The organism is Pseudomonas sp. RT6P73 (genome assembly GCF_054897715.1).
Map to the genome: position 1 here is coordinate 1 of NZ_JBUBUV010000001.1, position 18916 is coordinate 18916.

Here is an 18916-nt window from a genome sequence, read left to right on the forward strand (position 1 = left end):
AGAATGGGGAAAAGGTGCATACACCCATGACCCAATCCCCTGATAAAAACATATAGGGATTGGGCTTTGGGTGTATATGAAAAGGGATTGGTTTATGGGTGTATGTAGGAGGTGGTTTTGGGTGTATATGGCTGCGCGCGGAGATAGTTTGGTTTCAGGGCTTGCGGTGTATGTTGCTCAGGTCTATAGTTGCTGCAGCGGTTAAGGGTGTATGACTTTTTCGAGGTGGAAATCATGGCGGCAAAGAAAGGCGTTAAAGGTGCAGACAAGGTGCTCGACGCGGCTCAGGCGTTGAACGAGGTCGCTGCCATCGATCAGCAGGAGCGCGTCAGCTTCGGCAACTATGGCGGCGCCACTCGCCAGAAAATCGAACTGCAGCCACTGATCGATAAACTGATCGCTGACGTCGTCAAAATTGACGGCGACGACAGCCTCAGTCGCAGCGAGAAAACGAAGCGGATCGGCCGCCTAGCTGACAGCCTCAAGGTCAAACTGTACGAGGACAAGCGGCGCAAGGAGGACGACAAACTCAAGGCCTCGAGCTATCGCCGCTACCTGACGACCATCCGCAAGGCCGTAACTGCTCAGAACTGGCGGCACCACTCGATCGACCAGGCTCTGCACAGCCTGGCCAAGCATCACCCACGCTACGCCGAGCAGCTGCTCGCCATGGTCGACCTGGGCGACATTACGGCCCTGCGCATGGCGCATCGCGACCTTCTGCTGCGAGCCCGCCAAGACCGCGACGATTCAGCCTATGAGGCCTTTCGAGCAATGAAGCTCGATCACGAAATCATGCGTCACCTGACCCTGCCGGCCGCGACGGCTGCGCAGTTGGCCGCGGACGCGGTCGAAACGCTCGAGATCCGCGCGACAAACACTGTCGAGGTCAATTATTACTGGCTGATTGAGACGATTCAGAAGCTGCTGACCGAGGCTGAGATCGGACACGACGGCGCCCCGAAACAGAACTTTTCGTCGCTGGCGCTGGGCTTGGCGCTGGCGACCGGCCGGCGCGAGATCGAGATTCTCAAAATGGCCCGATTCGAGAAGCGCGGCGAGTTCGAGCTCGAATTCAGCGGCCAGGCAAAGCGCCGTGGCGGCGTCGATTACGGCGAGAGCTACCGGATCTACACCCTGATAAAAGCCGACCTGGTGCTCGAGGCCTTCGCCAAAATGCGCGCTATGCCTGAGGTGCTCGAGCTGCAGCACCTGGACAACGCCGAAGTAAATCGCCGGGTGGCGAAGACATTGAACACGGTCGCAAAGCGGGTGCTCGGCAACGAAGCGCGCGTTTTCAAAGACAGCCGCGCGCTGTGGGCGCGAGTGGTGTTCGAGCTCTATTTCAGCCGCGACCCTCGCTGGAAAACCGTTAACGAGTCGGTGTTCTGGCGCGAAATGCTCGGGCATGAGGACATGGATACGCAGGAGAGTTACAAGGCGTTCAAGATCAGCTATGCGGCTGCGGCATCAGAGGCGCCGGCCAGCAAATACGCCAGCCGTCTCGCGGCGCTGACCGCCCTGGACGAGCACGAGCAAATCGCCGGACGTGAAGCCATGTTGAAAATTCACCGTTGGGTGAAGGAGACGGTCAAAGCCTCGCCTGACGTGAAAATCTCGCAGAAAGCGATCTCCTTAAATGTGGGTAGCTATCGGCCACTTATTAAAGAGTATCTGGAGCTGGCCAGCGAGGCCCTGGCCACCGCCAACCGCCCGCTTGAGGCAGTGGCGCCGGAAGTGCCGGCAGAGGTGGCGAATGCTAGGCCGAGAATCTCTGTACGCGAGATCTCAGACGGTCGTTTTCTTGCTGTCGCCAAGCTAAATGGCGTCGAGATTGCCAGCGCCGAAGGTGACAGCAAGGAGGAAGCTCAAAGGGCTTTGTTCGCCGCCGCCAGCGGCAAAACCAGCGCCTGACACGGCGTCAAATCACCGGCCGGGGCCAAGCGCCCCGGCAGTACAGATCGATTTTCCCCGTCTCTGAGCTCGTTCTCAGCCTCCTCTATCTGCTCGAGCGCTGTCGCGATCATGTCGAGCAGCTCCCCTCTTTTTGCTTCCATTCCGGCCTTCATGGCCACACTAAGCGCCGATCGGGCGCGGCTGAGTTTGGCGGACGCTCTGTCCATTTTTTCCTGGCACTGCAAGTTGAATCCCTCCCCTTTTGTTCCTATCGATATTGTATTGCCATCACTGTTTATTTAAACAGTATACCTCGCCTGAGGCTGTAGTAGATTCGCCGCATAGCCAAGCATCCATTTCAAGGTTCTGACATCCGCCCCCGGATTGGCCATCTGCTGCACCAGACCCCGATCGAGCTCCCGCACCAGCTTCACAACTGGCGTACCGGCTGGGAGGTCGCAAAGCGAAGCAAAAGCAAACGCTCGTTCTGCTACGTCCAAGGGATACTTTTCAACTGTGCTTACATCCCCTACCTGCAAAGTGTCACTTTCACTCGCGCACAGGATAGACGGGGCCGCTGCGAGCTCCTCAGGGGCTAGCAGGGGTTGGTGCGTCGTTTCGTGGTCATGGGTGGTCAGGGAGTGGGTGTTCTTGGCTGCGCGGCGCTGTACGTAGCCCATAACGAACGTCCAATTATCCATGTTGAGCTCAAAAAGAACCTGGCCGTTCGTCTTACGCTTTTTCGTGACCTGCCCAAGCCGCTCGAGGATCGATTTGACGACCGTCGTGGCGCAGGCTTTTGCGGTGAGGCTCGCAACGTGGCGCCCGAGCTTCAACGCGTTGTAAAGATCTAGTGTGTCCTGGTCGCGCTTAATCAGATCCAGCACCTGGCGGCACTGCAAGCTGCTGAACTCGCCCTCGCCTGTCTGGCGATCGAGGGTAAGGGTTTCGAAGATCTCCGCCAGCAAGGCCCGTGCAGGGGCTTTGAAACGGTGCTGAGTGAGAACTACGCGTGCTTTGCGCTGAGCCATGTCGTAGGCCTTCGCCTGCGCCTCGTCAGCCTGCAGGAGCTCGAGCGCCACGACCTTGGCGATACCGCGATCGTCGTAGAACGAAACGTCGTCGGCGCGGATCTCGTCGACGCCGAGCTGGTGCTCAATGTGGTAGCGATCGACCTGGGCGCTTTCCGCCTCGCTGCGGACTTCCTGACGGTTGAGTTTGAGAAATGCCTCCTCGGTTGGCGTCTCGACGCTGTCGATCAGGTCCATACGCTTAGAGAACACGAGCTCGCCTGCGAACTTTCGGTTTTCACGCGAGCGGTCGGTAAGGTCGTCGGCGGTCTGAGCGTCGATCGCTAGGCGCTGCACCTGGTAGCCCTCGCCGTACAGCATCAGCAAAAGGTTATTCGCAAAGCTGTTGCGCGCCTTGTTTTCTGAGGTGACAGCGGACAGCCAGACCTTGTCGAAGGCGGTTTTTTTGCGAGTGAGTCGATACTCGTCGGGCGTCTCCTGGAACTGGCAGACCAGATTCTCGGCGACCAGTAGGCCGCGATAGAGCGTTTCAGGGTCGGTTTCGCGTTGGCCTGAGGTGTGGCCAATGCCGACAATGTAGTGCCGGGCGGTCCGATCGCGGCGCAGCATCTGCACTGCGTCAGAAGGGCCGACAGTGTTACCACTGAATAGACCGAAATGGCTCTCGAAATGCGGCGTAGTCATGGACACGCCCGAGCTGATCGCGGGCGAGTAGATCAAAACGTCGTACTTGGTCGCCTCCTCGTTGGGGTTGCACAAAAAGGCCTCGACGTCAGGGTCGGCCTTGCTGTCGGCGTGAACCAGGAGCATGCGAACCGGGGCGATTGCGCCCTCGTTGACCTTGTCCTCGATCAGGGCGGCCATTTTCTTGGCCGACTCTGCAGAGTCATTCGCGACCAGGACGCGGCGGCCGGCGCAGATCTGGTCGATCGCCAGCTGCCAGACAGTTTCGTCGTCGCCGTGGTCAACGCGAATATGGTCAGTCGTGCCGACGACGTCCAGGACGGTGATGACCTGGCCAGGCCGAGCGAGCTCGCAGAACTCGATCACGCCGTCGTTAGCGTCGGCATCGCACAGCAAAACACGTTTAGCGGCCGCGACGGCCTCGATCAGGGCATCCATCACCCTAACGCGACCCTCGACCGGTCCGGTCGTGGTGTGGCGGATAACCTGAGACGCCTCGTCAATGCAGAGCGTCTCGAGGGTGGTAAACCAGCTGCGCTCCTCGGCGTTGTAGAACTTCGGGGCGGTCAGGCTGTTGACGCAGCAAGCCAGGTGCGAGATCCACGGCATCTGGCGGGCGTAAACCTGCTGATAGTGCTCGACGTTAAGGCGTGCTGCTGCGTCGTCCAGGAGCGAGATCCGATGCGCGATATAGGCTGCTTTGGTCGAGGCTTTCATCAGCGGTGCGATCAGCTTCTCGGTTTTGCCCGAGCCCATCGGCGCCCGAACGATGACAATTCCCTCGAGGCTTTCGACCAGGTCGGCCATGTGCGCCGGCAACTCGATACCGCCGTGCTCAGCGCGCACGCCTTCGATTTTCATGTATTGAACGTTTGGTTTGGCCAGCGCCGAAACCGAGAAGCCCCTCAGCTGCTGGGCCGCGTTGACCTTTTGCCGGGCAATCCAGCGAGCCAGGCTGCGCGCCTTGGCGCGAACGGCGTCGGGGGTGGCTGGGTGCAGTTGTTCGATCACGCGGCTGACAACCTCGTCGACGCTGTATTTGATCGGCACCAGGAGCAGCCCTGCGTTGACGGCCATTTTTGCCGCCTTCTCGATTTTGGTTTTGCTGCCGCTGTGGGACACGCGCTGCAGGCAATAGGTAAACCAGTCCTTTTCGGCGCGGAACATGCTGTCGCGAGCGTGCAGTGCTTTGGCGGTCGACTTCAACCCGTAGCGGCAGTGGTAGTCGTTCCAGTCGGTTGGACCTTTGCCGGTAGCGCGGGCCTCGGCCACCTCGGCCAGGCTCATAGATTCAAAGGTTGGCACGGTGGCCACGTGCTGCAAGTCGCGGTGTATCTCTAGCGCGGCGAGCAGGCCGGCGTTGCCGGCCTCTTTCCATTGGTCATTATCCGCGGCATTCAGGAAGCGCCAGCCTGGATAGAACTTGTCATAGATGCGCAGCACCTTGACCAGGTTGTCGACGTTGAACGCGACGACTACTGCGACATTGCGGCCGGCCTCGATCTCGGCCAGGTAGACGCTGGCGCCAGTGGCGAAGCCTTCGACGGCGATCCGCACCTCGGCGGTTTCGATGTCGCCGAAAATGCAGTGCGCGCCGTCCATCTTGACGCCCGTACCCTGCAGCTTTTTGTCGTCATACAGGCGCTGCAGGCCAAGAAACTGGCCGTGGATATTGAGCAAAGGAACGCCAGTGAAAACACCGTGACAGTCACGCATACGTTTCATTTCGAAGCGTGACGCGATCGCGCCGATCTGCTTTTTCTGCAGGTAGGGGGCGCTTCCGTCCTCAGCCCCGAGGACTTCGACGGAGCCGCGAGCGATGAAAGTGTCGCCGCTCCTTTTCTTGCCTTCGTATTCGAATTCGCCGCGCTCGTCGGTCAGCCAGGCGTGCGCATAGGCAGAAAACTCGCCTTGGATACGCGCCTCGCGAGCGCGTTCGGCCGTCTCCTCGGCCTCTTGGCGTGCGGCCCGTTCAAGGCGTTTGGCTTCCTGCTTTGCCATGCGCTCGCGATCATGCTCGCTCGAGTCAACGCCGCGTTCGCTTTTGTACAGGTTGAGCAGGGCCTCTAAACCAGACCAGGTCGAGGCACCGGTAACGTTGTTGCTGAACGTCAGGAAAGGATATTCGATCTCGGCCATGGCGGGCCGGTTGTCGGTACCGGGTTTTGCGGCGAGTTTTTTGAGCTCGCCCCATACCATCAGCTTGCCGGTGTAGCGGGCATCTGTGGCGGCAATTTTTGCCTTTGAGTAGGTTTTGAGGCGCTTGCCGTTGAGGCGAACTTGATCGCTGACTGACGACCATTTGACGGACGCGTCAGCCGCTGCAGCAGAAATATCAGCTTGGAAATGGTCAAGAAGGCTGTACGGGTCAGAGTTGAAACGCTCTGCGTAGAAGGCCCCTAGACCGGTGCTCTTTTGTACGTTTGTCATTTTGTCCCTTTGGTCAAAAGTACAAAGGTGAAAAAGTACAAACGATTGACGTCCGTTTACACGGGTCTAAACTGAGCACTGAACGGCAAAGTTCGAGTGTGAAAGTCGTGTTACCTGCCCGCTAAAACAGATAACCGATTGCTCAGTAAACACCGCAAGGTGTGCGTCTATCGCGAAGGCCGGGGGTGCTAAAGCCCCCGGCCTTTGTCCTTTCTGAACCTTTGAAAAAAAATAGCTCGTTAGCGGGTAGCCCCGCTACTTTACGTCGTCCTCTCTATATTTAGAAGACTGACGCGCTCTTTTTATAGAACCCCTCCCTTGTCGAGCGCCGCGCATAGCCCGACGACGACACCTATCACTTCGAATGTATCACCCACTTGTTGCATGGGAAACTGTGGATTCAGGGCTCGCAGGAAGTACGCCGAGCCGTCCAACGTCAATTTCTTGAATATTGGTGCGCTCGGGTCGCCTAAGTGTCCCACTACAAAGTCATTAGCCCCGCCCTTTCGGCCAGGGTCGACGAAGATGGTATAGCCAGGTGTGAAGCTGATACCGCTGGGGGCTTGCATCGACTCATCACGCACGGTCATGGCAAAGATCTTGCCTGGTGGCGACTCTAGTGGCATCACCCATTCAGTACCGGCCGGAAGCCGTCTAGGATCAGGGTTTCGAGCCCATTCGGCGGCTGCATTCCATGGAATAACAGGCACGCGCTGAGCGTGTTCGCTGGGGGCGCTGAATCCGACAGGGTCGGCCGCTTCTCTCAGCAAAACATCGATCGTTGTTCCCAGACCTTTTGCGAGTGCGTCGGCGACGTAGACGCTAGGTGCCATATCTTTAGTTTCGAGGGTCGCCAAGTGCCCGGTTGACATCTCGATATGCGAGGCGTCGATCAGGCGCTGTAGCGACCAACCAAGGGCTTGCCGCCTCTTCCGTATTGCGGTGCCGATTGTGTAGTCGCGTTGCATTGTTCCCTCTCCTTTTCCCTTAATTATTGTCCCTTCTGGATGCTCAGCGGCACCACTCGATATATAGAAATTTAGTTGCATTTTTGCTCTGAATATAGAGAATGTGGGCATGGCTACATGCGACCTACAAATCAGGGAAAGGTGCTATGACTACGCGGACGGAAAGAGATGTCGTTATCGAGCAGACTAGCCGATGGTTTGCCCATTCGGATTGGTCAATCGAACGTTTCGCCAGCGATCGTCTGGCGCCTGCTCTAGCAGCCGCTCGCCTGATCGAGCCGATCGAGCAGCCGGATGATGTCGAGACTTACCAGCGTTCCCGCAAGACGTGGGCGCAGCGTGTAGGCCGAATCTTTCACGAAACGCAGCCTTTCCCGCTCGAATGGAAATGGGTTTGGTTGTCCTGCCTGCCTCCTGAATATCTGCAGGCCGCGCGTCACGAGCTGCTGGCTATGGCTGGTTGCTTCGACGTCCGTATCCCTCAGCTGGTCGGCCTGGTTGGCCCGTCCGCGGCCCTGTCGAACCTGGGCGACGTCACGAAGACTATCGGCGATTTCATCGCCGCCAGCGCCCCAGCCCACGACGGTAAATACGATGCGAGCGACGATCCGGCCGCTGTCGACCTGATGTTGACCGAAGGCGCCGAGGCGATTTCGGCCATGTTTAACGAAATGATGGCCCTGTCTACGGGCACCGGTCGCCCGCTTCCTATGCTGCTTCTGGCGCAATTGAAAGGCGAACCGCTATGAGCGCCGCCGCCCTGCGCCTGGTCAGCTCGATAGCAAAGTCTGACGTCATTCCGACCGATAGAGAGGTGCTGGCCGAGCGTTTCGCCTCTGTACCTGGTGAAACAAAAGCCGAGAAGATCAAGCGTCAGAACCGGGAGCGTCAGCAGAAAAAGCGCCGGCTCGATAATCAGGCCAAGCTGAAAGCCGAGGCATTCCACCTGCCGGCGATGACGTTTTACGGTGGCACCGTGCAGGCCATGATCGACGTGTGCAAGGCGGGCGGATTCGAGGAGTCGGCCGAGGCGCTGACCTTGCTCGCGCATGGATCGTCGGCTCTGGCCAAAAAAGACCCTGAGGCCTTCGCCGCGCTGTTCGCGCCGGTCCTCGCTGCTCTGGCGATCGCCGGGGCGGATCTGGCTAAGCGTGACAGTCACGCTTTCGCGCAATTGATCGCGCCGCCGTCACGCAAAGGGGCCGACGAATGAAGTCGGTCCGCTTGTTTAGTGTTGCGGGTGGTCAGTCTGTCCTGGTGCTCGAGCTGCCTCGCCGCCGTGGGCTGTCAGAAGCCCGCGTAGTGGTCAGGGCTGCGACGCAGAGCAAAGTGCATAACCTTCATTTCAACGAGTCAGCCGACTGCGCTGACTTCGTGCAGTCGTTCGATCAGCAGAACGCCGGCTTTGCCGTGGCCAGCCTGCTCAGTCAGAAGGGTGGCGCTCGTGTTCAATGACGTATCCAGCGGCCTCGAGCTGCGCCAAGACGACGCGGTCGCTCGGGCCTTGATGGCCGAGGAGTGTCTGCAGGCTGGTTTGGTTCTGCAGCGCCTTTGCCTGGCTTGCGGCTACCCGATCGACGCCGGTCGCCTGACAAGGCTGCCGCGAGCGACTCGCTGCTCGCTCTGCGTCGACTACATCACTTTGGCGCGGAGACGTTGAACATGACGGCCCGCCAAGACTTCTCGCTCGAGATCCGCCATCCGTTCCCACCGGTCGACGACCTTGAATGCTGGGTGCTGTTGCCCGGCCCATGCTCGCGCCCGGTCATTCGCCAGCGCTCGACCCTTCCTGCCGGACCTACGGCGCAGGACCTGGTCTGGCTGCGCGACTGGCTGCTGTTCGCCTATCTGGCACCGACTGACTACCGCGAAACGGATCGCCCGGCTGAACCGGACGGCGTCGGTGTAATCGAGACGGCCAGGCTGCGCGACGCATTCCCGCGCCATCGCGCCAACGACCTGGCCGAGTGCCCGCTCGAGGGTGACGAAGAAGCAAAGCGACTGCCTTTCGACTACGTGGCCAGCCTGGCCAGGGATACCACTCGAGTGACCTGCAGCGAGACGCGCAAGAAGAAAAAAAGCGCGATCCCGCTCGGGCCTACGGCTTTCGAAGACGCGCACCTGGTGCGGACTGTGGCCAAGCTCCCAACTGAACAAGCCCGCTGGATTCGTTACGCCTACGCCGATTCGCTGGAGTGGGACGACGAGGCTGGCTGCGTTGTGACGCTGTGGGCTCGCGTGGCGCCCCAGCTGGGCAAGATGCAGGGCAAGACTCTGCAGCGCGCCAAGGGCCTGGCCCACTTGGCTGTGCAGCATCACAAGCATTTGAAGAACGCAGGGGCAAGCCGTTACGACGGCCCGCACCTGGCGCTGCTCCTGGGCGTCAGCGACGTGAACTACCGCCAGCACTGGCGCGCACGCTGGGACGCTATGCAAAGCGTTCTGGACGAACTCGACACGGGAGCGCTCGAGGCGCTCTGGAAGAAACTTTGATGTCGGTCATTGATTGCCTGCACTGCGGGGCGGCTCCTGAGCGTCGTCACCAGCCTGGCTCTGGCCTCTTTCTGTGGGTTTGCCCTGTCTGCAGTAATCGGGGCGAGGTGCATCCGAGCGAGGCAAGGGCGCTGGCTAGCTGGCACCTGGTCAATGACCAGGAGCTGCCGACGCATACGTGCAAGGGGAAAGGGGTTGCTCGGTTCTTTATCCGGTCCGCTCGCTGGGGCTCTCGCTGCCCCTGCTGCGACTTTGTCGACGAAGGTTACGCCACCATTGAAGGAGCGCGGGCCGGCTGGGCTCGCGCTGTGAGGTAGTCATGCGAAGGCTCAAGATTTTACGCTGCAGTGATAGCTCTATGTGGTACGCGGAATTAGTCGGCAAGCTGGTGCCTCTGATACGCGAGGAGGCGGATCTCTACATGGCTAGGGAGCCTGCCGGCTACGCCAATATCGTTTGGCTGAATGACGCTGAAATAGTAGAGGTAGAGCCTGCGCAGGACTAAAGGTCATTTGTACCAATGGCCTTAAGGGCATAAGGTCAAAAGAGAAAAGGTAAAAAAGTGCAAATGACCTCTTGCAAAAGTAACGCTAAAAAGGGTACTTTATCCACTCTGCGATACATACGACAAAAGCCCGCCATCTGAGCGGGCTTTTGCGTTTCTGACGTTCGCAAATCATGAGGGGTGCAACCCCTTGGCAGGTCTAGGCCTGCACATCCAAACCCCGCCACTGAGCGGGGTTTTCTATTTCAGGACGCCGCTTGTGGAAGACGAAAAGCTCTCGCTGCTCAGCCTGGTCAAGGTTGAGGGGGCGAAGGTCGCGCCAATGGGCGGCGGCCTACTGATTTACGGACTGACCTATCAGGAATGGACGATTCGCCTTATGGCGGCTTATGCGCTGTTCCTGGTAATCGACGGCGTTGGTCGTCGCTGGGTTTACCCGCTCGTCAAATTTGCCTGGGCTCGCCTTCGACGGCGCTACCAGGTGCCGGGAGATTCCGGGGGCCAGCAATGACCCTGCTGCAGCGCATTGTCGCTGCTGTGACGCTTTCGCTCGCCGCTGCCGGGTTCACGGTCAATCAAACGGGCCTGCCGGCGCCGGTCGAGCGTGCAGCGATCTTTGCCGGCCTCCTGGTGCTGACGCCGGAAATGGAAGGGACGCGATTCAAAGCGTACCCGGACACTGGCGGCGTCTGGACAATCTGCACCGGCCACACGGCCGGCGTAAGGCGAGGCGACCACGCTACAGAGCCGGAGTGCGCCGCGTACCTGCAGAGCGACCTCGGCGAGTCTGTCGACTTCGTCCAGGAGCGAGCTGGCCCGGTCGGGCTGTTCTGCAAGATCGCTATTGCTGACATGCACTACAACGTCGGGCACGGGGCGGTGGCCAAGTCCACGCTTTTGCGTCGAGCCAATGCCGGCGACCAGCTCGGCGCCGCTGAGCAGTTCGGCCGCTGGGTGTACGTCGGCGGTAAAGACTGCCGCATCGCGGCGAATGACTGCGGCGGCATTGTTGTACGCCGCTCTATACAGCGCGAACTTTGCAGGGTGGGGTTATGAGTCGTCTTTACGGGTTGGCCGCCCTGCTCCTGGTCGCCGTGCTGCTTTTCGGCCTCGGCTGGATGGCTCGCGGCGATCACGAGCAGGGCCAGGCGACGCAGGCAGAGCGCGATCGCCTAAACAAGGCGTTTGAGCAGGGCCAGGCGCAGGGCACGGTGCGCGACCAGGTCGTCACCCAATACGTCGACCGCGTCCAGGTAATCAAGGAACGCGGCGCCACGATCATTAAAGAGGTTCCGGTTTATGTCTCTGCTAAGGCTGACGCCGCTTGCACTGTTAACGCTGGTTTTGTGCGGGTGCACGACGCCGTCGCGCGATCTCTGCCAGCCCCTGATCCTGCCGGCGCTGCTGATGAAGCCCCCTCAGGAATTGCGCTCTCTGCCGTCGCCGAAACCGTCGCCGGCAACTACACCAGCTGCAACGCCAACGCCGAGCAGCTGACGCAGCTGCAGAGCCTGTTGCTGCAATACCAGGGCGCGGCCACGGGCAGCCCTTGAAATGCCGCGCTTGCCCGTTATAACGACCTGGGCAGCATCTACCCCACTCGCCTGGAAAGGTTTCTATGAGCAATGAACAATCGCTCGAGCGGCGAATCACGGCCCTCGGTTTCAGCTCCCCCCGCATCAGCCCGGCGCAGATCGATCTGCTCGCCAAGTCTCTCAGCTTTCACACTTACGTGATTCCTGGCACGTCGACCACTGTCGCGGCCGCTATCGACGTAACAGGTTCGGTCGTGGCATTGGCTACTTCCGAGAACGATTGCTCGAATAGTTTCGGTGAGGTGTTGGCTCGTGACACGGCCGTGTCGAAGGTCAAGACCATGGCGGTCGAGGAGCTCTGGAAGTTCGAGCGCTATCGACTGAGCAAGAACATTCATCAAGCATCAAAGGTCGGCTTGATCGCAGGGCTTGAGGTCTATGCGCATGAGGATCTGCGCGACGATCTGTTGTTCGTCGGTGACGTTGCGACTGGCTTCTGCGTTGCCTCGATCAATGCGAACGCATCGTCGATCAATGAGAGCGCATCGTCGATGACTGCGAAATGCGCACCGTAATGGGGCGGGCGGGCCTTTGGGTCCTCCCCCGCCCCCTCCCCCTTCACGGGTGATGAACTCGCGGGCCTCGCGCGTGTCGCTTCGCGAATGTCCGGTCCTTACTTCCTTTCTTGAGGCCCCCCGCCCTGCATCGCCAGCCTGACCGCTCGGCCAGGTGCGACGGGGCCTCAACCCAAATCCGCGAAAGACCAAAGGACAAAAGTCAGAAAGGACTTTTGTACCTTTGTACTTTTTCACTTTTTCTCTTTGGTCCTTTCTCCCATGGGCAAGACGATCAGCAAAAAAGACCTTGCCGATCTCTTGGGCAAGTCGCCGCGCTGGATCTCGAAACTGATCGAGCAGGGGTTGCCAACTTCGGGCGGTGGCGGTCGAGGCGTCGAGGTTCAAATCGACAGCCAGGCCGCGATCGAGTGGCTGATCCTGCACGAAGTGCGCCGCGAAATGGGCGACGAAGGCGACGAGGAGGAGGGCGTTAGCTCAGCCTCAACCGAGGATCGACTGCTAAAGCGGGCGCGGCGCGAAAAGCTGCAGCTCGAAATTGACCAGGTGCGCGGCCGACTGGTGCCGATAGACGCCGTGGTCGCCATCAATACCAGCATCGCGGCCGTCTACGCGACGCAGCTCGACGCACTGCCGAGCCGGTGTTCTGCAGATTTGGCGGTGATCGATGACCCTGCAATTATCCGAAATCGATTATTTGAAGAAACGCGGCGTATCCGCGGAGCTACTGCCGACCGCCTCGAACATCGCACACGCGAGCTCGCTGAATGCGTTGGTAAGCTCAATTCATTACGTCTCGGTGATGGTGAAGGCGCCGCCGCCGAGGACGGCTGATAAATGGGCGGTCGATAAGCGGATCATGCCGCCGAGCTCGCCGCGTCCTGGTCCTTTTGATTCGTCGGTCAATCCCTATATGGGTCCGGTTTATTGGGCGTTTGCGCAGCCACAATTCGACCGGGCGACGTTCATTACAGCCACGCAGATGGGCAAATCATCAGCGATAGAAAACATCATTGGCCAGCGGCTCGACGAAGACCCTACGCCGATCATGTACATCGCGCCGACTGCGCCGCTGTTGAAAGACGCAGTAATACCCAAATTTGACGACATGATCGCCGAATGCAAATCGCTGACGGCCAAGCTCGACGCGCACCGCTCGACGATGTTTGTAAAGTGGATCGCCGGCACGAAACTGCGTTTTGTATGGGCGGGTTCCCCGTCCGGCCTCGCGGCTGACTCGGCGGGCCTAATCATGGTCGACGAGGTGGACCGGATCGTTAACACGGGCGAGGGCTCGACGGTGAGCCTGGTCGAGCGTCGTGGTGACGCCTACGACGGGTCGAAAATCGGCTACACGGCCACTCCTACGCACGGCCGGGTGAGCAAGCGCACCCACGAAAAAACCGGCCTGCAGCACTGGGGCGTCGCTCCTGTTAAATCGGTGCAGTCTGCTGTCTGGCGGCTCTGGCAGTCGGGTACGCGCCACGAATGGGCGGTCCCGTGCCCTGAGTGCGGAGAATATTTTATCCCCTGGTCTGGCTTGCTCTGGTGGCCAGGCAAGGGGACGGAGAACGAGTGTACTCCTGACGAGGCTCAGCGCGGCGCGCGCCTGACCTGCCCTAGCAACGGCTGCATGATCGAGAGCAAGTGGCGCCCCACGATGAATAAGCGGGGCGTCCCTGTTGCACCTGGTCAATCGGTCAGCAAGGCGGGGGAGGTCACTGGAACGGCTGAGACAGAAGGCTCGACGCACTTCACATACGCGGTTTCTGGCCTCTGCTCGTTTTCGTCGAAAAAAACATACGGCGCCCTGGCAAAGGATCTGCTCTCTGCGCAGATCTCGGGCGACCCTGCCGACTTGATGGCGGTTCATAACACCGGTTTTGGCGAATGCTATTCACAGGCGGGCGACGTTCCGACGTGGGAAGAAGTGCGAAATTTGAAATGGGCTTACGCCGAAAGCGAGCTCGTCCTGCCTTCGCCCCTGCGTATTTTTCTGACGGTCGACGTCCAGAAAAACCGCCTCGTCTATGTGGTCCGAGCCTGGTATCCAGGCTTGAGCGCCGCTCTGGTCGAAAACGGCGAGCTATGGGGGCCGACTGACCAGGACGACGTATGGGACCGGCTCGAGGAGCTGCTCGACACTGAATATGACGGTAACGCCATCGACTTGGCGGGTATCGACATGGGCTACCGCGACGACAAGGTCTACGAGTTCATACACCGCAACAAGACGCGAGCTATCGCTCTGCGGGGTCGTGACTCACTCGACAAGCCTTTCAAAAAGGAAATGGTCGAGGTCAACAAGCAGGGCAAGGTCAGGAAGCGCGGCGACGCGCGATGGGCGTTTGACTCGCCGTTGGCCAAGCGTTGGGTTCACAGCCGATTCAACCGGCCGGACAACCGCACAGGCTGGTGGCTGATTCACCAGCAAGTGACCGACGACTACTGCAAGCAGTTGGTAGGCGAGGAGTGGCGCGAGGCTGACAGCGCATTCAAGCAGGTAGGGGAAAACCACTACCTCGACTGCGAGGCAATGCAATACGTACTTGCTCTGCGCGATCGCCTGCAGCGGAACAAGGTCGGCGCGTTGACACGGGCACAACTGAAAGGCGCGGCGAAAGCGGGGCCTGTGCTCGAGGAGCCTGGTCAGGTCGAGGAATCCGACCAGGTCGACCAGGACGAAACGCCGGCACCGGAAAAGCCCGCTCGTTCTCGTGCTCGAAAAGCCCGGCCAGCCCCTGCGGCTGAGCCTGTCGCCCCTGCAGCGGAGCCGCCGAAAAAGCGGCCGAGGTTCAGGGTCAAGAAAGCAACCAGGTAGGGCGCCTGGCGCCCGCCATTTCTGCGAGACAACCAATGGAACCCGTAAACCTGCACGCGGGCGATTCGATCGCCTGGTCGCGAGACGTGCCTGCGTTTCCGGCCGCCAACGGCTGGGCGCTGCAATACGTATTCAACGGCCCGGCGAGTTACTCGATCGACGCAGTCAGCGAGGCCCCTTACCGGGTTGAGCTTGCCGCGCCAGACACCGCCGATTGGCTACCAGGGCTTTATCGCTGGGTCGCATTGGCAGTTAAGGGTGACTTACGCGCCACGGTGGCCACCGGCCTTTTACAGGTCGAGCCCAACTGGCAAACCGCTGGCCCTGCAGATATGCGCACGCACGCGGCCCGCATGATCGCGCTGATCGAGTCAGCACTCGAAAAGCGCATTCCGAAGGATCAACAAAGTTACGAAATCGACGGCCAGCGCCTCGATCGAATCCCGGTCGAGCGCCTGCGCGAATTGCGCCTGCAGTATCAGCGCGAGCTGATGCAGCAGCGGCGTAAAGGCTCGGGGCTCGTGCGTAACCTGCTCGTAAGGCTCTGACCATGGATCTCTTTAAGCGATTGGCCTCGGCATTTGCCGGGCGTAAAAGCGTGCCTGCTGCCACTGAGCGGCGCGAGCCAGATCTCGGGAAGGATGCTCGCCGGAGCTTCTCGGCGGCCAAGCGAGGGCGCCTGACGCAGAGCTGGGACATGCGCAGCACCAATGCCGACGCTAACCAGGAGATCTACCGCGATCACCACACGCTGCGAGCGCGAGCTCGAGAGCAGTCGATTAATAGCCCGTATGCGAAACGCTTCTACCGGCTGTTAAAGCAGAACGTCATAGGCGCCTTCGGCATCGCCCTACAGTCCAAGGCGGTGATGGCCAACGGTGACCCAAATCGCAAGGCGCGCCGGATGATCGAGCGCGAATGGCGCAAGTTCTGCCGGCGTGGCAACTGCGACGTGACGGGGCAATACAGCTTCACGACGTTTATGAACCTCTGGCTTGAGAGCCTGGCGCGTGACGGTGAGGTCATGGTGCGGTTGATCCGCAACTGGCCAAACCGCTGGGGTTTTGCGCTGCAGATCCTCGAGATCGATCGCCTCGACCTGGACCTCAATTCAGAGCTGGATAACGGCCACCTGATCCGCATGGGGGTAGAGCGTGATAGCTGGGAACGGCCGATCGCTTACTGGCTGCTCAAGAATCACCCCGGCGACGTCTACCAGCGCGCCGAGGAGCGTTACGAGCGGATTCTCGCGAGCGACCTCCTGCATACCTTCGAGCCCTGGCGTGCGCACCAGTCGCGCGGGTTCACCTGGACGCATGCCGCTGCTGCCGAGCTGCATCACCTGGACGAGTACCGAAACGCCGAGCTCGTCAAGTCGGAAATGCAGGCCAAGGTGACAGGCGTCTACGAGCAAGACGCCGAATTTCTCGACCCGCCAGATGACCCTGACGACGACGTCGACGTCGAGGAGCACCTCGAAGCCGGCACCAACAAGCTGATTCCCTACGGGCTCAAATACAAGCCCTTGCCGAGCAGCTCGCCGACGCAGTTTGCGCCCTTCACAAAGCAGGGCCTGCGCGGCGTCGCGGCTGGTTTCGGTCCGAGCTACAACCGCCTTGCGCACGACCTGGAAGGCGTCAGCTTTTCGAGCCTGCGCAGCGGTGAGCTCGACGAGCGCGATTTCTACAAGGCCACTCAGCAGTTCGTTATCAGCTCGCTACTCGAGGCTGTAGGCGAGGCTTGGCTGTCCATGTCGCTGCTGACTGGCGCTATCCCATTGCCGCCTCGCAACTACGACGCCTATGCCGAGCTGTGCTGGATTCCACGCGGCTGGGATTGGGTCGACCCGTTGAAAGACAGCAAGGCCGCAACCGAAAGCATTTCCAACCTTACAAAGTCCGTTGGCCACTACGTCCGCCAGGGCGGAGTCGACCCCGACGATCACTGGGACGAGCTCGAACGGGAAAAAGCCGAGCTTCGGCGCCGTGGGCTGCTTCCTGCTTTGCCAACGCCACCGGAACCGCCAAATGGAACCGCTAAAGCCATCCTTGAAGCCCAACTCCTTGCCGAAGACTGAGGCCTCGACGGCCTTCCTGCATCAAAGCCGAACCCTGCCAAGCGGCCCATTAAGCCGCTCTTTGGCCATCGATCCAGAAACGATCGACAAGGAAAAACGGACGGTCGAGGTCGCGATCTCGAGTGAGTTCCCCGTGCAGCGGGAATTCGGAATCGAGGTACTCGACCACTCGCCCGAGTCGATCAACTTAACCCGGATGAACCGCGCGCCGCTCCTGGATAACCACGATCGCGGCCGGCAGATCGGCGTCGTCGAGGCCTGCTGGCTGGGCAGCGATCGGCGCCTGCGTGCGCGGGTTCGCTTCTCGCGGAGCAAGGCCGCCGAGGAGATCTGGCAAGACGTCTTGGACGGCATCCGCGTCAACGTTTCGCTGAGTTACCTCCCGCACCTGATGGTTCCCGAATACGGGCCAAACGGCGAGGAGCGTTACCGAATCATCAGCTGGGAGCCTTACGAGGTTTCCAGCGTTTCCGTTCCGGCAGACCCAACCGTCGGCGTCGGCCGTTCCTCCCCTGAAAAAACCCTTCTCACAATCAAAGGTAAGCAAATGGACCCTGTAATTGACGTAATCGACGCCGACCTCGACAAGGGCGGCAACACTGAGCACCAGCGCAGCCTGCCGGCCGAGCCTCGCGATCCGCTTGGCCCTGAGCGCAAGCGCGTTGCCGACATCATGGCCCTGGGCAACACCCACAATCAGCGCTCCCTGGCAGAGCAAGCCGTGCAGGCCGGTTACACCGTTGCTCAAACGCAGGCCATGATTCTGCAGCGCATGGCTCCTCAGGCGCTGAGCCAGTCGGCAGCCGACGATCAGTCGCGCGACTTGCCGAACTTCAAGCAGCCAGGCCAGGACATGAGCAAGCTCGGTGTAAAACCCGAGGAAATCCAAAACTACTCGCTGATGCGCGCCATCAACGCTATGGCAACCGGCAATTGGAAAGAGGCCGGTTTCGAGCGCTCGATCTCGCTGGCCATCGCCGACGCGTCGAAAAAGGACGCCCGCGGCCTGTTCGTGCCGCATGAATCGCTGTTCCAGCGTCAGTTGGAAAAGAAAACACCAGGTAAGGGCGGCGTCCTGGTCGAAACCGATCTGCGCATCGATCAGTTCGTCGACACCTTGCGCAATAAGGCCATGATCGGCCGCCTGGGTGCTCGCGTGCTGAGCGGCCTGCAGGGCGATCTGGCGATTCCGCGTAAAACCAGCGGCACCAACTTCTACTGGCTCGACGAAGACAACGAGCCGGAAGATTCCGACTTCGATTTCTCGACCCTCGGCCTGTCGCCGAAGACGATCGCGGGCGCCATCGGCGTGACCCGTCGCCTGCGTAAGCAGTCGAGCCTGTCGGTTGAAAACCTGATGCGTCAGGACATGATCGAAGGCATCGCGGTTGCGATCGACTATGCGCAGCTGCGCGGCACCGGTTTGAACAACATGCCGCTGGGCCTGCTGAATCAGCCAGGCCTGCAAGGTGCCACCTACGCCGATAAGGCCGAATGGGATCACATCGTCGACATGGAAACGGCGATCGCAGAGGCTAACGCCGATGAATCCGGCATGGCCTACCTGACCAGCCCGACGCAGCGCGGCAAGGCGAAGAAAACGCAGGTATTCGCCAATACCGGCGAGCGTCTGTGGCAGGACAACAACGTCAACGGTTATCGCTCCTTCGCGACGAATCAGATGCCATCTGACGCCTGGTTGTTCGGTGACTGGTCGCAAATCATCACGGCTATGTGGGGTGTGCTCGACATCAACATCGACACCGCCAAGAAGGCCGGTAGCGATGGCGTAATCATGCGCATTTTCCAGGACGTCGACACCGCTGCACGTCGCCTGGAGTCCTTCAGCTGCCTGCGTAAGGCAGCGGCTGGCGGCTAAAAGAAAACCTTAGCGGGCAGTT

16 protein-coding genes are annotated in these 18916 nt (G+C 60.1%); 14 read left to right on the forward strand and 2 right to left on the reverse strand.

What is annotated here, in order from left to right:
- Positions 1-234: 234 nt before the first annotated feature.
- Entirely contained in the window at positions 235-1914 is a 1680-nt protein-coding gene (locus ACYZT6_RS00005; protein ID WP_462025220.1) for a protelomerase family protein, read from the forward strand.
- A gap of 281 nt (positions 1915-2195) precedes the next feature.
- Here the strand turns inward: ACYZT6_RS00005 and ACYZT6_RS00010 are convergent, their stop codons facing one another.
- Together ACYZT6_RS00010 and ACYZT6_RS00015 are read right to left on the reverse strand one after the other, a co-directional pair.
- The gene (locus ACYZT6_RS00010; protein WP_462025221.1) at positions 2196-6041 is read right to left on the reverse strand and encodes a plasmid replication protein, CyRepA1 family; all 3846 of its coding nucleotides are present in this window, start codon (positions 6039-6041) and stop codon (positions 2196-2198) included.
- 302 nt (positions 6042-6343) lie between these two features.
- Complete coding sequence (locus ACYZT6_RS00015; RefSeq protein WP_462025222.1) at positions 6344-7009, reverse strand: helix-turn-helix domain-containing protein; 666 nt, start codon at positions 7007-7009, stop codon at positions 6344-6346.
- A 146-nt stretch (positions 7010-7155) separates the two neighbouring features.
- On the opposite strand from ACYZT6_RS00015, the gene ACYZT6_RS00020 reads away from it, so the two are divergent.
- From ACYZT6_RS00020 to ACYZT6_RS00080, 13 genes are all read left to right on the forward strand, one after another.
- Complete coding sequence (locus ACYZT6_RS00020) at positions 7156-7758, forward strand: hypothetical protein (protein WP_462025223.1); 603 nt, start codon at positions 7156-7158, stop codon at positions 7756-7758.
- Positions 7755-8222: a hypothetical protein gene (locus tag ACYZT6_RS00025; protein ID WP_462025224.1), complete on the forward strand. Its 468-nt coding sequence runs from the start codon at positions 7755-7757 to the stop codon at positions 8220-8222. Before ACYZT6_RS00020 ends, ACYZT6_RS00025 begins: the two co-directional genes overlap by 4 nt.
- The gene (locus ACYZT6_RS00030) at positions 8219-8464 is read left to right on the forward strand and encodes a hypothetical protein (RefSeq protein WP_462025225.1); all 246 of its coding nucleotides are present in this window, start codon (positions 8219-8221) and stop codon (positions 8462-8464) included. The genes ACYZT6_RS00025 and ACYZT6_RS00030 overlap by 4 nt, the downstream gene beginning before the upstream one ends.
- Positions 8465-8671: 207 nt before the next feature.
- A complete protein-coding gene (locus ACYZT6_RS00035) occupies positions 8672-9502 on the forward strand; it encodes a bacteriophage antitermination protein Q (RefSeq protein ID WP_462025226.1) in 831 nt (276 codons plus the stop codon).
- 764 nt (positions 9503-10266) lie between these two features.
- On the forward strand, positions 10267-10518 hold the full coding sequence (locus ACYZT6_RS00040) for a hypothetical protein (protein WP_462025227.1): 252 nt from the start codon (positions 10267-10269) through the stop codon (positions 10516-10518).
- Entirely contained in the window at positions 10515-11063 is a 549-nt protein-coding gene (locus ACYZT6_RS00045; RefSeq protein WP_462025228.1) for a lysozyme, read from the forward strand. The genes ACYZT6_RS00040 and ACYZT6_RS00045 overlap by 4 nt, the downstream gene beginning before the upstream one ends.
- Complete coding sequence (locus ACYZT6_RS00050) at positions 11060-11560, forward strand: hypothetical protein (protein WP_462025229.1); 501 nt, start codon at positions 11060-11062, stop codon at positions 11558-11560. The genes ACYZT6_RS00045 and ACYZT6_RS00050 overlap by 4 nt, the downstream gene beginning before the upstream one ends.
- Positions 11561-11625: 65 nt before the next feature.
- Positions 11626-12117 (forward strand): hypothetical protein, encoded by a 492-nt coding sequence (locus ACYZT6_RS00055; protein WP_462025230.1) that lies wholly within the window; start codon positions 11626-11628, stop codon positions 12115-12117.
- Positions 12118-12378: 261 nt separating this feature from the next.
- Positions 12379-12951, forward strand: a complete 573-nt coding sequence (locus ACYZT6_RS00060) for a terminase small subunit (RefSeq protein WP_273905571.1) — start codon at positions 12379-12381, stop codon at positions 12949-12951.
- Between the two features lie 25 nt (positions 12952-12976).
- Entirely contained in the window at positions 12977-14938 is a 1962-nt protein-coding gene (locus ACYZT6_RS00065) for a terminase gpA endonuclease subunit (RefSeq protein ID WP_462025257.1), read from the forward strand.
- A 35-nt stretch (positions 14939-14973) separates the two neighbouring features.
- On the forward strand, positions 14974-15486 hold the full coding sequence (locus ACYZT6_RS00070) for a hypothetical protein (RefSeq protein WP_462025231.1): 513 nt from the start codon (positions 14974-14976) through the stop codon (positions 15484-15486).
- 2 nt (positions 15487-15488) lie between these two features.
- Positions 15489-17015 carry a phage portal protein gene (locus ACYZT6_RS00075; protein WP_462025232.1) on the forward strand — a complete coding sequence of 509 codons (1527 nt, stop codon included), beginning with the start codon at positions 15489-15491 and terminating at the stop codon, positions 17013-17015.
- Positions 16966-18894, forward strand: a complete 1929-nt coding sequence (locus ACYZT6_RS00080; protein ID WP_462025233.1) for a phage major capsid protein — start codon at positions 16966-16968, stop codon at positions 18892-18894. Before ACYZT6_RS00075 ends, ACYZT6_RS00080 begins: the two co-directional genes overlap by 50 nt.
- Positions 18895-18916: the final 22 nt, after the last annotated feature.